At 68.0% G+C, this 13,450-nt stretch carries 14 protein-coding genes; 8 read left to right on the plus strand and 6 right to left on the minus strand.

Annotated features, from left to right (window positions below):
- Positions 1 to 63 precede the first annotated feature (63 nt).
- On the plus strand, positions 64 to 1,467 hold the full coding sequence (gene mgtE / locus Q9Q95_RS16080) for a magnesium transporter (protein ID WP_306098157.1): 1,404 nt from the start codon (positions 64 to 66) through the stop codon (positions 1,465 to 1,467).
- Between the two features lie 122 nt (positions 1,468 to 1,589).
- A complete protein-coding gene (locus Q9Q95_RS16085; RefSeq protein ID WP_306098158.1) occupies positions 1,590 to 1,991 on the plus strand; it encodes a DUF1489 family protein in 402 nt (133 codons plus the stop codon).
- Positions 1,992 to 2,141: 150 nt separating this feature from the next.
- Here the strand turns inward: Q9Q95_RS16085 and msrA are convergent, their stop codons facing one another.
- The 3 genes from msrA to pabB are packed head-to-tail and all read right to left on the minus strand — an operon-like array spanning position 2,142 to position 5,835.
- A complete protein-coding gene (gene msrA, locus Q9Q95_RS16090; RefSeq protein WP_306098159.1) occupies positions 2,142 to 2,798 on the minus strand; it encodes a peptide-methionine (S)-S-oxide reductase MsrA in 657 nt (218 codons plus the stop codon).
- A gap of 26 nt (positions 2,799 to 2,824) precedes the next feature.
- Positions 2,825 to 4,024: a pyridoxal phosphate-dependent aminotransferase gene (locus Q9Q95_RS16095; RefSeq protein ID WP_306098160.1), complete on the minus strand. Its 1,200-nt coding sequence runs from the start codon at positions 4,022 to 4,024 to the stop codon at positions 2,825 to 2,827.
- A 32-nt stretch (positions 4,025 to 4,056) separates the two neighbouring features.
- The gene (gene pabB / locus Q9Q95_RS16100) at positions 4,057 to 5,835 is read right to left on the minus strand and encodes an aminodeoxychorismate synthase component I (protein WP_306098161.1); all 1,779 of its coding nucleotides are present in this window, start codon (positions 5,833 to 5,835) and stop codon (positions 4,057 to 4,059) included.
- Positions 5,836 to 5,901: 66 nt separating this feature from the next.
- On the opposite strand from pabB, the gene Q9Q95_RS16105 reads away from it, so the two are divergent.
- Positions 5,902 to 6,564, plus strand: coding sequence for an MBL fold metallo-hydrolase (locus tag Q9Q95_RS16105; RefSeq protein WP_306098162.1), 663 nt, complete (start codon positions 5,902 to 5,904; stop codon positions 6,562 to 6,564).
- A gap of 34 nt (positions 6,565 to 6,598) precedes the next feature.
- On the opposite strand, the gene Q9Q95_RS16110 is transcribed toward Q9Q95_RS16105, so the two are convergent.
- Positions 6,599 to 7,000 (minus strand): MAPEG family protein, encoded by a 402-nt coding sequence (locus Q9Q95_RS16110; RefSeq protein WP_306098163.1) that lies wholly within the window; start codon positions 6,998 to 7,000, stop codon positions 6,599 to 6,601.
- A 193-nt stretch (positions 7,001 to 7,193) separates the two neighbouring features.
- Here Q9Q95_RS16110 and rpmF point away from each other — a divergent pair, with 193 nt between their 5' ends.
- From rpmF to Q9Q95_RS16135, 5 genes are all read left to right on the plus strand, one after another.
- Complete coding sequence (gene rpmF, locus Q9Q95_RS16115) at positions 7,194 to 7,373, plus strand: 50S ribosomal protein L32 (protein WP_306098164.1); 180 nt, start codon at positions 7,194 to 7,196, stop codon at positions 7,371 to 7,373.
- Between the two features lie 29 nt (positions 7,374 to 7,402).
- Positions 7,403 to 8,434 carry a phosphate acyltransferase PlsX gene (plsX, locus tag Q9Q95_RS16120; protein WP_306098165.1) on the plus strand — a complete coding sequence of 344 codons (1,032 nt, stop codon included), beginning with the start codon at positions 7,403 to 7,405 and terminating at the stop codon, positions 8,432 to 8,434.
- On the plus strand, positions 8,431 to 9,402 hold the full coding sequence (locus Q9Q95_RS16125; protein ID WP_306098166.1) for a beta-ketoacyl-ACP synthase III: 972 nt from the start codon (positions 8,431 to 8,433) through the stop codon (positions 9,400 to 9,402). The genes plsX and Q9Q95_RS16125 overlap by 4 nt, the downstream gene beginning before the upstream one ends.
- Before the next feature lie 114 nt (positions 9,403 to 9,516).
- Positions 9,517 to 9,816 (plus strand): integration host factor subunit alpha, encoded by a 300-nt coding sequence (locus Q9Q95_RS16130; protein ID WP_306098167.1) that lies wholly within the window; start codon positions 9,517 to 9,519, stop codon positions 9,814 to 9,816.
- Positions 9,817 to 9,823: 7 nt separating this feature from the next.
- A complete protein-coding gene (locus Q9Q95_RS16135; RefSeq protein ID WP_306098168.1) occupies positions 9,824 to 10,162 on the plus strand; it encodes a MerR family transcriptional regulator in 339 nt (112 codons plus the stop codon).
- Here the strand turns inward: Q9Q95_RS16135 and Q9Q95_RS16140 are convergent.
- A complete protein-coding gene (locus Q9Q95_RS16140; RefSeq protein ID WP_306098169.1) occupies positions 10,159 to 10,695 on the minus strand; it encodes a histidine phosphatase family protein in 537 nt (178 codons plus the stop codon). The genes Q9Q95_RS16135 and Q9Q95_RS16140 overlap by 4 nt on opposite strands.
- Positions 10,696 to 10,717: 22 nt before the next feature.
- Positions 10,718 to 13,420, minus strand: coding sequence for an ATP-dependent DNA helicase (locus Q9Q95_RS16145; protein WP_371876798.1), 2,703 nt, complete (start codon positions 13,418 to 13,420; stop codon positions 10,718 to 10,720).
- Positions 13,421 to 13,450: the final 30 nt, after the last annotated feature.

A 13,450-nucleotide genomic window follows, 5' to 3' on the forward strand; every position in this document is an offset into this window, starting at 1 on the left:
GCTGGCAGGTGCGGCGGCGCGCGCCACGCGCGGCGCGGCCGGGCACAACAGGGAGGTCGGACGATGAGCGAGACCGAACTTCACCCAGAATCGCTGCCGCCCGAGAGCGAGCTCGACGAGGACGACCGGCTCAAGCCCGAATTCGTCAGCGCAGTGCTCGAAGCGGTCGAGGCAGGCGATTCCGAAACCGCGCGGATGCGGGTCGCCCCGCTTCATCCCGCCGACATCGCCGACCTCGTCGAGCTGACTCCGGCCGAGCTGCGCCCGGCGCTGGCCGCGGCGATCTCCGACCTGATCGACGGCGACGTGCTCGCCGAGATGAACGACTGGGTGCGCGAGGCGCTGGTCGACGCGCTCGAGCCGCACCAGGTCGCCGACATCGCCGCCGAACTCGATACCGACGACGCCGTCGCGATCATCGAGGACATGGACGTCGAGGATCAGCGCGAGGTGCTCCGCGCGCTCGACCCCGACGACCGCGCGGCGATCGAGGAAGCGCTCTCCTATCCCGAGGAGACCGCCGGCCGGCTGATGCAGCGCGAGCTGATCGCGGTGCCCGAGCATTGGACCGTCGGCGACGTGCTCGATTATCTGCGCGGCCACGAGGAACTGGCGACCGACTTCTGGGAGATCTTCGTCGTCGATCCGGCGCATCATCCGGTCGGCACCTGCGCGCTCTCGTGGATCCTGCGTACGCCGCGCGCGGTGTCGATGGGCGACGTGATGAAGCGCGAGCAGACGCTGATCCCGGCCGACATGGACCAGGAGGAAGTCGCGCTGCGCTTCCAGAAATACGCGCTGATCTCGGCCGCGGTAGTCGACAGCAGCGGGCGGCTGGTCGGGATGATCACCGTCGACGACGTCGTCCACATCATCTCCGAAGAAGCGGGCGAGGACATCCTGCATCTGTCGGGCGCCGGCGAAGGCGACATCAACGAACCGGTGATCGACAGCTACAAGGTTCGCGTCCGCTGGCTGCTGACCAATCTGCTCACCGCTCTGGTGCCGGCGACGATCGTGTTCTTCTTCGATGCGACGATCGCGCAAAAGGCCGTGCTCGCCGCTTTGATGCCGATCGTCGCGGGCGTCGGCGGCAATGCCGGGACGCAGACGCTGGCAGTGACCGTCCGCGCGCTCGCGACCAACCAGCTCACCCAATCGAACACGCTGCGCGCGATCCGGCGCGAGATCTCGATCGCGGTGCTCAACGGAATCACCGTCGCGGCGGTGATCGGGCTGGGCATCGGGGCGGGGTTCCAGGACGCCGGGCTGGGCGCAGTGATCGCCGCGGCGATGCTCGCCAACATCCTGATCGCGGGATTTGCCGGAGTGCTGGTGCCGGTGACGCTCGAACGCTTTCGCCAGGATCCGGCGGTGGCATCGTCGGTGTTCGTGACGATGGTGACCGATTCGATGGGCTTCCTCGCCTTTCTCGGCCTCGCCACCGCGAGCGGGCTGGTGGGCTGACTTCCAGCGCTCCTGCAAAAGCAGGAGCCCAGCGTCTCAAGCGCTGTCCTTTGTACCCAGGGCTCCTGCTTTCGCAGGAGCACCTGGTTGTTCCGGGCGGCGCCTTTCCCCAAATAGCCAGCGTGCCGCTACATCTGACCAAAGTCGCCTATGGCTGCGACAGCATCGACTATCTGCAGGAACGCCTCGCGCTCAAGGCCGCGCATCTGCCGGCCTTCCTCACCACGCGCTATCTGCCCAAGCGCCACGCGGAGATCGCCGGCGGATCCTTGTTCTGGATCATCAAGCATCAATTGATCGGGCGATCGCCGATCCTCGGCTTCGGCGAGGCCGAGGGCGGGCGCGTGGCGATCTATCTCGAGCCGAAGCTGGTGCTCGTCCAGGCGCGGCCCAAGCGCGCGCATCAGGGCTGGCGCTATCTCGAAGGCGCGGATGCGCCGACCGATCTGGGCGAGGCGGGGGCGGGAATCGCCGAGCTGCCGCCGGGGCTGGTCGGCGAGTTGGCGGCGATGGGATTGCTTTGAGTTCGGTAGTCCCCCTCCCTGCAAGGGAGGGGTTAGGGGTGGGTGAGAAAAGGTCGGGCTCGATGCCCGGCCTTTTCTCTTTTTCGGAGCAGCTCGGTGGGCTCGCCTCCACCCCCGACCCCTCCCTTGCAGGGAGAGGAGTTTACGGAATCAATTCGCGAGTTGCGGGAAGGCGTTGCGGAAGGCGGCGACCTTGGGCTTGTCCCAGCGCACGATATAGGGATGCGTCGGGTGCTTCCAGAAGAAGTCCTGATGATAGCCCTCGGCCGGATAGAAACCGCCGGTTTCGAGCCGCGTCACGATCGGCTTCGACCAGGCCTTGGCACCGCCGAGCTGCTCGATATAGGCTTTGGCCACCCGGCGCTGCGCCGCGTCCTGCGGAAAGATCGCCGAACGATAGTTCGAACCGACGTCCGGCCCTTGCCGATTGCGCTGGGTGGGATCGTGCGCGACCGAGAAGAAGACGCGCAGCAACGTGCCGTAGCTGACCTTGGCCGGATCATAGACGATTCGCACGGCCTCGGCATGACCGGTGCGTCCGGTCGAGACCTCGGCATAGCTCGTGCCGACCCTGGTGTTGCCGGCATAGCCGCTGGTCACCGAATGGACGCCCTTCACCGACTGGAAGACCGCTTCCATTCCCCAGAAGCAGCCGCCGGCAAGCACCGCGACCTGTTCGCCCTTGCCGCCGGTGACGTCCTGCGCGGGCGGCGGAATCGGCACTGCGCGTTCGGGGGCGGGAGCGGCGACCGCCGGCAGCAGCAACGCCGCGCCGGCAAGACCGAGAGGGAGGGCCCATTTCAGCATGGGCGCAAGATCGTCCTTCGCAGGCCTCAGCGCAAGGCCGCACACGCAGTCTGGATGCGCGTGCACGCCTCGGTCAACAGCGCCTCCGAGGTCGCATAGCTGATCCGCATCGCCGGCGAGAGGCCGAAGGCGGCGCCGTGCACCGCCGCGACCCTGGCCTCGTCGAGCAGATAGCCGATCATTTCCTCGTCGGTGGTGATCGTCAGCCCCTTGGGCGTGGTCTTGCCGATCAGCCCGGCGAACTCGGGATAGACGTAGAAGGCGCCTTCGGGGCGCGGGCAGGTCATGCCATTGACCTGGTTGAGCATCGACACGACGAGATCGCGCCGGCCCTGGAACGCCGCGACACGTTCCTTGAGGAAGCTCTGGTCGCCATTGAGCGCCGCGACCGACGCCGCCTGCGAGATGCTGCACGGGTTCGAAGTCGATTGCGACTGGAGCTTGCCGATCGCCTTGATCAGCCACACCGGGCCGCCGGCATAGCCGATCCGCCAGCCGGTCATCGCATAGGCCTTGGACACGCCATTGGCGGTCAAGGTGCGATCGTAGAGCTGCGGGACCACTTGCGCGATCGTCGCGAATTCGAAGCCGTCGTAGAGGATGTGCTCGTACATGTCGTCGGCGTAGATCAGCACGTGCGGATGGCGGAGCAGCACTTCGCCCAACGCCTTGAGCTCGGCCGCGCTATAGGCCGCGCCGGTCGGGTTCGAAGGCGAGTTCAGCACGACCCATTTGGTCTTCGCGGTGATCGCGGCATCGAGTTGCCCGGGGGTGATCTTGTAATTCTGGTCGGCGCCCGCGGCGATGAACACCGGGGTGCCGCCGGCGAATTCGACCACGTCGGGATAGCTCACCCAATACGGCGCGGGGACGATCACTTCGTCGCCGGCGTCGATCGTCGCGCAGAACGCGTTGAACAAGGTGTGCTTGCCGCCCGAGTTCACGCTGATCTGGTTCTCGGCATAGGTCAGGTCGTTGTCGCGCGCGAACTTGGCGAGGATCGCCTGCTTGAGCTCGGGGGTGCCGTCGACATTGGTATATTTGGTCTTGCCCGCGCGGATCGCCTCGATCGCGGCTTCCTTGACGAAATCGGGCGTGTCGAAATCGGGCTCGCCGGCGCCGAGGCCGATCACGTCGATTCCCTGCCGCTTCAGCTCGAACACGCGGCTCGTCATCGCGAGCGTCGCCGAGGGCTGGATGCGCTGGAGCGCGGCGGAGGTCTGCATGGGTCGGCGCCTTTCCGAGGGGAACGGCGCGCCTATACGTTGGCGTTCGCGCGTTCCGCAACTGTAACGGCTGAAACGAGTCCGCGCAGCGCATTGCCGAGCCGGAACCCCCCGGCGAGATCCTCGGGGCGCAGATCATGCTCGACCGCGGCGCCGGTCGCGATCAGCTCGGCGCGCAGCACCCCGGGGAGCAGGCCGCGCGCGAGCGGCGGGGTGAGCAACTTGCCGTCGCGTTCGACGAAGACGTTGGTGAAGCTGCCTTCGGTGAGGAAGCCGTCGCGATCGGTGAACACCACTTCCCACGCGTCCGTCCCCGCCCGTGCGCGATCGTAGAAGCCGCGCCGGCTGGTCTTGTGGCGCAGGCGAAAGTCGTCCGGCGCGACTTCGAGGGGACGCAGCGCGACGCGCACCGGCTGCTCGGGCGGATCGGGGAGCGGGCTGATGCCGATCGCGATCGCCCCCGAAGGCGCGAGCAGCAGCCGTACCCTCGACGCGGCGCGCAACCGGAAGGTCGCGGCCTGGAGCTCGTTGCGCACGCTATGCCGATCGAAGGCGAAGCCGAACATCGCGGCGCTGTCCTTCATCCGCGAAAGATGGCGCTCGAGATGCGGCATGCCGTCGAGCGGATCGAAGCGCATCGTCTCGATCAGGTCGAACGGGCGCTCCCCCGCGGTCACGAATGCCCCCTTGGCGAGGCATTCCTGCCATTCCTGCTCGGGGTCCGAATCGGCAACCACGCCCGACCCTAGACCCAAAACCGCGATCGAGTCGCCCCCGGCCATCGTCAGCGTGCGGATCGCGACGTTGAACATCGCGTCGCCATTGGCGTCGAGCCGGCCGATCGCGCCGGTATAGACGCCCCGCGGCGCATCTTCGGTCTCCGCGATGATCTCCATCGCACGCAATTTGGGGGCGCCGGTGATCGAGCCGCAGGGGAAGAGCGCGGCGAGCGCATCGACTGCGTCGCGTTCGGACGCGAGTTCGGCGGTGATCTCGGACACCATCTGGTGGACCGTGGGATAGTGCTCGACGTGAAAGAGCCGGGGCACCGCGACGCTGCCGGGCCGCGCGACGCGGCTGAGATCGTTGCGCAGCAGATCGACGATCATCAGATTCTCGGCGCGCTGCTTGGGATCGGCGCGCAGTTCGGCGGCATTGGCCGCATCCCGCGCCGGATCCGCATCGCGCAGCGCGGTGCCCTTCATCGGCCGGGCGGACAGCGTCCCTGCCTCCAGCGCGAAGAACAATTCGGGCGAGAAGGACAACAGCCATTCCGCGCCGGTCGCGATCAGCGCGCCATAGCCGGCGGCGGCGCGATCCCGCAGCAGCGCATAGACCGCGGCGGGCGAGCCGAGGGTGGCGACTTCGGCGCGGAAGGTGAGATTGGCCTGATAGATGTCGCCCGCCTCGATGCATTCGGCGACATAAGCGAATCGTTCGGCATAGACGCCACGCTCGACCATCGGCCGCGGCGCGCCGGCCCATGCCCCCGCCGGATCGGGCAGCAGCGCCATCGGATCGATTTCGCGATATCCGTCGAACAGCCCGAACCACAGCAACGGCGCCGACGCAGTGAGATGCGCGAGCTTGGGCTCGATCCCCGCTGCGGCTTCGTACCTTATATAGCCGGCGGCATGCAGGCCCCGGGCACGCGCCGCGCGCAGCATCTCGAGCGCGGGGAGCACCTGCTCCGGCGTGCCGGCGCGCACGATCTCGACCGGATCCATATAGAGCCGCGCCGGTGCGCCGCCCGGGCGGGCATCGTCGAGCAATACGAAAGGCGGGGCAGGGAGCGCCATCGCGATGCGCATGCCGCCGCCGCCGCGCCGCGGCAAGCCCGAGTTGCCGCGACGGGCGCCGCTCTCTATCTGGCGGGCATGTCCAGCCCCCCGATGCGCGTGGCGATCGTGCCGGTCACGCCGCTCCAGCAGAATTGCAGCCTGCTCTGGTGCACCCGCACGATGCGCGGCGCATTCGTCGATCCCGGCGGCGATCTCGACCGGCTGCGCGCGGCGGCGACGCAGCATCAGGTCGTGATCGAGAAGATTCTCGTCACCCATGGCCATATCGACCATTGCGGGCTGGCGGGCGAATTCGCCGGCGAGCTCGGGGTGCGAATCGAGGGCCCGCACGAAGCCGACCGCTTCTGGATCGACCGGCTGGAAGCGGACGGCCGCAAATATGGCGTGCGCGGCGTGCCGTTCGAGCCCGATCGCTGGCTGGTCGACGGGGATACGGTCACCGTCGGCGACCTTACGCTCGACACATATCACTGCCCCGGCCACACCCCCGGCCATGTCGTCTTCCACCACGCGCCATCGAAACTGGCGATCGTCGGCGACGTGCTGTTCCAGGGATCGATCGGGCGCACCGACTTCCCGAGGGGCGATCATCAGGACCTGATCGACGCGATCACCGGCAAATTATGGCCGCTGGGCGACGACACGGTGTTTGTCCCCGGCCATGGCCAGCCGAGCAATTTCGGCCACGAGCGCCGGACCAATCCTTTCGTCGGGGACGCTGCGCTGGCGCGCAGATAGATCGAGCTCCTCCCCGGAACGGGGAGGAGTTTATTCAGCGCAGCGGGTTGAGCCCGGCATAGCCGAGATAGACCGCATAGCCGGCGAGGCCGAGCATCGTCAGCATGGTGATGGCGATGCCGATCGTCCGGCCCGGCAGCCAGCCGTCCATCCCGAACGCATGCAGCACGCGGCCGACGATGAACGATGCCGCGACGGCCCACAGCCAGGTCCGGGTGCCCCCCGCAAGCTCGATCAAGGCGATCAGGATCAGCACCAGGGGCGCATATTCGGCGAAATTGAGCTGCGCGCGCATCCGCGCGATCAGCCGGACATTGCCGCCGTCGCCGACGAGGATCTTTTCGGACATGCGCAGGCGGCTGACCCGCAGCCCCAGCCAGAAGTTGAGAAGCGCGGCGGCTCCGGCGGTAACGAGCGCGACGGGCAGGAAAAACATGGGCGACCCCCTCTGATTGGCGCGCACAAGTGCCACGCCCTTGCAAGTCGGGCAAGAATCGGTATACGCGCGGCTCGCTTCGTGACCTGCCCCGTTGGTCCGGCGGGCAGCCGGCTCCAACCGTCGCTTGCCCGGACACCGACGCGGGCGTATCGCGACCTGATTCACGTGTTCTTCGATGTAAAGGTGCCTGATGGCCGTTCCCAAGAGAAAGACCTCGCCGTCGCGGCGTGGCATGCGCCGGGCGCACGACGCGCTCACCGTCGCAGCATTCCAGGAATGCCCGAATTGCGGCGAATTGAAGCGCCCGCACAATCTGTGCGTCGCGTGCGGCCATTATAACGGTCGCGAAATCGTCTCCACCGAGGGCTGAGCCACGCACGCCACCGGGAACCTGCCGGCATGACCAATCCCATGCGAATCGCCGTCGACGCCATGGGCGGCGATGAGGGGATCGCGGTCATGCTCGCCGGGGTGGCGCGTGCGCGCCGTCGCTTCGAGGGGATGGAATTCATCCTCGTCGGCGACGAGGCGCAGATCCGCGAGGGTCTGAAGACTCATCCGAATCTCACCGCCGCGTCGGAAATCGTCCACGCGGCCGGCGTGGTCGCGTCCGACGAAAAGCCGAGCGCCGCGATTCGCCGCGCCAAGACCACGTCGATGGGTATCACCATCGACATGGTGAAGCAGGGCCGCGCCGGCGCCGCAGTCTCTTCGGGCAATACCGGCGCGCTGATGGCGATGGCCAAATTGTCGCTGCGCACCATGCCGGGCATCGACCGCCCCGCGCTCGCCGCTTTGATGCCGACCTTGGGCGAGAACGACACGGTGATGCTCGATCTCGGCGCCAATACCGAGGTCGACGCGCAGAATCTCATCCAGTTCGCGGTGATGGGCGCCGCTTATGCGCGAATCGCGCTCGACCTCGAAAGCCCCCGCGTCGCTTTGCTCAACATCGGCACCGAGGAGATGAAGGGCACCGACAAGATTCGCGACGCCGCCGCCGAATTGCGCGCCGCCAAGCATCTGCGGCTCGACTTCAAGGGTTTCATCGAAGGCAATAAATTGTCGCGCGGCGAAGTCGACGTGATCGTCTGCGACGGTTTCTCCGGAAACATCGCGCTCAAGACGATCGAAGGCACCGCGCGCTTCGTCGCGGACCTGCTCAAGCGCGCTTTCTCGAGCTCGACCCGCTCGAAGATCGGCTTCCTGATCTCGCGGCCGGCGACCGAGCTGCTGCGTACCCATCTCGATCCCAACAATCACAATGGCGCGGTGTTTCTCGGACTCAACGGCATCGTCGTGAAGAGCCATGGCAGCGCGAACGAACTCGGCGTAGATACCGCGATCGGCTTCGCGGCGAAGATGCTGCGCGACGATCTCAATCGGCGAATCGCCGAGGATCTCGGGAATTTCGAGGCAAAGGCTGCGTGACCATTCGTTCGGTGATTATCGGTACCGGCGCGTTCCTGCCCGAACGCCGCGTTTCCAACGCCGAACTGGCGGAACGCGTCGACACGACCGACGAATGGATCGTCGAGCGCACCGGCATCCGCTTCCGCCACATCGCCGGAGAGGGTGAGACCACCAGCACGCTGGCGACCAACGCCGCGCGCGCCGCGCTCGAATCGGCGGGGATCGCGGCCGCCAGCATCGATCTTATCGTGCTCGCCACCGCCACGCCCGACCAGACCTTTCCGGCGAGCGCCACGCGCGTGCAGACCGCCCTCGGCATCGACGACTGCGTCGCGTTCGACGTCGCGGCGGTGTGCTCGGGCTTCCTCTATGCCGTCCAGGTCGCCGATTCGATGATCCGCGCCGGCGCCCACAAGCGCGCATTGGTGATCGGCGCCGAGACCTTCAGCCGGATCCTCGACTGGGAAGACCGCACGACCTGCGTGCTGTTCGGCGACGGCGCCGGCGCGATCATACTCGAGGCGCAGGAAAGCGCGGAGCAGGGCGGCCGCGGCGTGCTTGCGACCCGCCTGCACGCCGACGGGCGCCACAACGACCTGCTCTATGTCGATGGCGGCCCCTCGACCACGGGGACGGTCGGCAAGCTGCGGATGAAGGGGCGCGAAGTGTTTCGCCACGCCGTGGTCAACCTTGCCGCAGTGATGTCCGAATCGCTCGACGCCGCCGGCCTGTCGTCGGATCAGGTCGATTGGGTGGTCCCGCACCAGGCCAATGCCCGCATCCTCGATGCGACGGCCCGCAAGCTCGGCCTCGCCCCCGAGAAGGTCGTGGTGACGGTCGACCAGCATGCCAATACTTCCGCCGCATCGGTGCCGCTCGCGCTCGACACCGCGGTTCGCGACGGCCGAATCAAGCAGGGCGACCTGATCGTCCTCGAAGCGATGGGCGGCGGATTTACATGGGGTGCTGCGGTCGTACGTTTCTGATATGTGTCAGAACGAGTACCGAGTCGTTACCGTAACGGAATGTTGTGGTTTGCGACGTTAAGACAATCTGATACGATCAAGTCTGAACATGGATCAATTGGGGGACTTGCGGACATGCCGGCTGCGGGCACGCTGACCAGGGCGGATTTGGCCGAATCGCTGCATCGCGAAGTCGGTCTGTCGCGTGCCGATGCCGCGCGCCTCGTCGAGCAGATCCTGTCGCATATGTGCGAAGCACTTTCGAAGGGCGAGAACGTCAAGATCTCGGGCTTCGGCAGCTTCATCCTGCGCGACAAGGGCGAACGCGTCGGCCGCAACCCCAAGACCGGCGTCGAAGTGCCGATCGCGCCTCGCCGGGTGCTTACCTTCAGAGCCAGCCAGATGATGCGCGACCGCATCGTGGCGGGCAGCTGAGCGCGTAATGCCCTCCGCGGAGAAGGCGGCAGGCGCCCTCCGCACCATAGGGGAACTCGCGCAGGAAATCGGCCGACCCCAACATATATTAAGATATTGGGAGACGCGGTTCCCGCAATTGCGGCCGCTGACCCGCGCCGGCAATCGCCGTTACTATCGCCCCGACGACGTCGCGCTGGTGCGGCGCATCCACCATCTCCTCACCGACGAAGGCTATACGATCCGCGGCGTGCAGAAGCTGCTGGCCGAGGAGAAAGCGAACAAATCGAGCTCCAGAAGCAGCGCCGAGGGATTTCGCGCGATTCGCGACGCTTTGGTCAAGGCGCTCGAGGAAGACGGCGGCTAGGGCGTATCGGGACCGAGGCTGGGATCGAGATCGCGCGGGCGGATGAAGCGCGTCAACACGCCGCCGCCCGACAGCACGTCGCCCCAACGTTCCGTCTCGAAGGTCATCTCCGCGAGCGTCGCGGTCGGGAACTTGACCTCGACTTCGTCGCGCAGCGTTCCGCCGTCCGGCACCAGCAGCAGCACCAGTTCCTCGAGCCCGGGATTGTGCCCGGCGAGCAGGACATGCCCGGCCCCGGCAGGGAGATCATGGACGACGTCGAGCAGCGTCGCCGCGGAGGCGAGATAGACGCGCTGATCCCAGGCCGGAGCGAGATCGCTGCCATAGCCCTGGCTCACCTGATCGAGCGTCTCGACCACCCGCACCGCCGGCGAGGCGACGACATGGTCGAAGGCGAGGCCCAGCGACTTCATGTGGCGCCCGACCATCGCCGCGGCGCGCTGGCCCTTGGGATTGAGCGGGCGATCGAAATCGCGGGCGACCGGATCGTCCCAGCCCGACTTGGCGTGGCGCAGCAGCGTGAGCGTCTTCATCACTACAATCCCGTCAGGCCCGTCAGGCGTTCGCGGGCGCGTCATGCCGCAATCGGCTGTCGAGGGAAAGCCGAACGCGCTGGACCGCTTCGTCGAGCGGCACCCGCAGCACCGGCGTGCCCGGCGGAAAGGCGTCGAGCAGCCGCGACGGCGTCGCCGAGGAGAGCAGGACGAAGCTGCCGCGATCGTCTGCCCGGCGAATCAGCCGGCCGAACGCCTGCGCCAGCCGCGCACGGACGATGCGGTCGTCATAGGCGGTGCCGCCCCCGGCGAGCCGGCGCGCGGCATGGAGCACGCTCGGCTTGGGCCAGGGCACGCCCTCCATCACCACCAGCCGCAGCGAATGGCCGGGGACGTCGACGCCGTCCCTGAGCGCGTCGGTGCCGAGCAAGGAAGTGCGCGGATCGTCGCGGAAAATATCGACCAGAGTCCCCGTGTCGATCGGGTCGACATGCTGGGCGAGCAAGGGCAGCCCCTCGCGCGCCAGCCGATCGGCGATGCGGGCATGGACCGCGCGCAGCCGGCGGATCGCGGTGAACAGCCCGAGCGTGCCGCCGCCGGCCGCGACGACCAGCCGGGCATAGGCGTTGGCGAGTGCGGGCAAGTCGCCGCGCTTGACGTCGGTGACGATCAGCACTTCGGCCTGGCCCGGATAATCGAACGGGCTGGCCGCCGCGAAGCGCTGCGCCGGGCGCAGCAGATGTGCCGCCCCCGAGCGCGCCTCGGCGACGTCCCAGTCGCCGCCGGCGCGCAAGGTCGCCGAGGTGATCACGGCGCCGTGCGCGGGCTCGAGCACGGTCTTCGCAAAGGGTTTGGACGGATCGAGCCAATGGCGATGCAGCCCGATATCATATTCACGCCCCTCGACTCGATCGACGGCGAGCCAATCGACATATTCGGGATCGGCCGGGCCACCGATTCGCGCGATCAGCGCGAGCCACGCGCCGACGGTCTCGGTGCGCCAGCCGAGCGAGGCGATCGCGCCTTCGATCCGCGCGCGGGCCGGGCCGTCCATCCAGTCGGGCGCGTCGGCGAGCACCGCCTCGAGCCGGCGGCCGAGCTTGACCAGCGGACGTACCAGCGAATCGAGCGCCGCCCCGGCGGGTCCTGCCGCCTCGACCAGGGCGGCGTCGGGCTCGGCGAGCTCGGTCTCGAGTCCATAGCCGGCATCGCCCGAGCCGTTGACGTCGCGCGCATAGACCAGCCCGCGTACCGCGGCGAGCAACGCCTCGACCGGACCGAACGGCTCACCTTCGTTCAACCGCTGGAGCCAGCCGTCGCTCGGCAAGGCGCGGGCGGCATCGACCGCCTCGGCGATCGCGCGGCCGCCTTCCTCGTCATAGCTGGCGACGTCGGACAGCCGGGCCGCCAGCCCACGCCGGCGCCCGCGCGATCCCGATTCGGGGCCGGTGACCCAGCGGCGGATCTCGATCGCCTCCTGCCCGGTGAGTGCCGCCGAGAACATCGCGTCGGCGGCGTCGAACAGATGATGCCCCTCGTCGAACACATAGCGCGTCGGCCGCGTCGCGGATTCGCGGCCGCGGGCGGCGTTGACCATCACCAACGCGTGATTGGCGATGACGATGTCGGCTTCGGCCGAGGCGCGCGCCGCGCGCTCGATGAAGCATTTCCGGTAGTGCGGGCAGCCGGCATAGATGCATTCGCCGCGCCGGTCGGTCAGCGCAGTCGAGCCGTTGCGGCGGAACAAGGTGGGCAGCCAGCCGGGCAAATCGCCGCCGACCATGTCGCCATCGGCGCTGTACGCCGCCCAGCGCGCGACCAGTTGCGCGAGGATCGCGGCGCGGCCGGCGAACCCGCCCTGCAGCGCGTCCTCGAGGTTGAGCAGGCATAGATAATTCTCGCGGCCCTTGCGGGTGACGACCCGCGCCTTGCGGGTCGCGGCGTCGGGAAACAGCCGTTCGCCTTCATGGGCGAGCTGGCGCTGGAGCGCCTTGGTGAAGGTCGACACCCAGACCGGTCCCTCGGCGCGCTCGGCCCAGAGCGAGGCAGGGGCGAGGTAGCCGAGCGTCTTGCCGATGCCCGTCCCCGCTTCGGCGAGCACCAGATTGGGCGAATCGCGCACTTCGCGCGGCGCGAAGGCGCCCGCCGCGGCGGCGGCATAATCGCGCTGGCCCTGCCGCTGCTCGGCGCCGCTGCCGGTGAGCCGCGCCAACCGCTCGGCGATATCGGCGTCGGGCAAGCTGATCGTCCGCGGCGCGGGTCGCGGCGCGCGCTCCTCCCATTCGGGCAGCTTCGAAAACAGCCAGCGCTCGGCCTGGGCTGGCTTGGGGATCGTGGCGCTCAGCGTCGGCGCCCAGGGCCAGCGCAGCCGGAACAGCGACTGGAGCGCATTCCACGCGCCTTCGCGCTCGGCCCATGGCCCGGCAGGGACGGCGAGCAGCGCCGCCGCGGCTTCGCGGAGGAAGCCCGCGACATCCGCGTCGTTCGCCGGCACGTCGAGTCCAGTGGCACGCGCCAGTCCCTTGGCCGTCGGCACCATGAAGCGCGCGGGATGGAGGAAAGCGAACAATTCGAGCAGGTCGAGCCCGTTGAGCTCGGGATGGCCGAGCCGCTGGCCGATCAGCGGCGCATTGAGCAACAGGATCGGGGTGTCGGCGGCGAAGCGGATCGCCTCGCCGCGGCTCACCGCGCGGGTCTCGTCGGCGGTGGCGATCCAGATACCGCCATGGCTGGCGTGGAGCGCGGGATAAGGCAGCGGGGGCATCATCGCGGAGCCACTCTGTACGCATTTCGT

It is taken from the genome of Sphingomonas sp. DG1-23, assembly GCF_030730875.1.
Taxonomy (GTDB): domain Bacteria; phylum Pseudomonadota; class Alphaproteobacteria; order Sphingomonadales; family Sphingomonadaceae; genus Sphingomonas.

Coding starts and splice junctions, on each gene's coding strand:
- Q9Q95_RS16130 (WP_306098167.1), top strand. CDS start 9,517: ATGCCGGCTGCGGGCACGCTGACCAGGGCGGATTTGGCCGAATCGCTG.
- Q9Q95_RS16135 (WP_306098168.1), top strand. CDS start 9,824: ATGCCCTCCGCGGAGAAGGCGGCAGGCGCCCTCCGCACCATAGGGGAA.
- rpmF (WP_306098164.1), top strand. CDS start 7,194: ATGGCCGTTCCCAAGAGAAAGACCTCGCCGTCGCGGCGTGGCATGCGC.
- Q9Q95_RS16105 (WP_306098162.1), top strand. CDS start 5,902: ATGTCCAGCCCCCCGATGCGCGTGGCGATCGTGCCGGTCACGCCGCTC.
- Q9Q95_RS16110 (WP_306098163.1), bottom strand. CDS start 7,000: ATGTTTTTCCTGCCCGTCGCGCTCGTTACCGCCGGAGCCGCCGCGCTT.
- Q9Q95_RS16095 (WP_306098160.1), bottom strand. CDS start 4,024: ATGCAGACCTCCGCCGCGCTCCAGCGCATCCAGCCCTCGGCGACGCTC.
- plsX (WP_306098165.1), top strand. CDS start 7,403: ATGACCAATCCCATGCGAATCGCCGTCGACGCCATGGGCGGCGATGAG.
- pabB (WP_306098161.1), bottom strand. CDS start 5,835: ATGCGCATCGCGATGGCGCTCCCTGCCCCGCCTTTCGTATTGCTCGAC.
- msrA (WP_306098159.1), bottom strand. CDS start 2,798: ATGCTGAAATGGGCCCTCCCTCTCGGTCTTGCCGGCGCGGCGTTGCTG.
- Q9Q95_RS16140 (WP_306098169.1), bottom strand. CDS start 10,695: ATGAAGACGCTCACGCTGCTGCGCCACGCCAAGTCGGGCTGGGACGAT.
- Q9Q95_RS16145 (WP_371876798.1), bottom strand. CDS start 13,420: ATGCCCCCGCTGCCTTATCCCGCGCTCCACGCCAGCCATGGCGGTATC.
- mgtE (WP_306098157.1), top strand. CDS start 64: ATGAGCGAGACCGAACTTCACCCAGAATCGCTGCCGCCCGAGAGCGAG.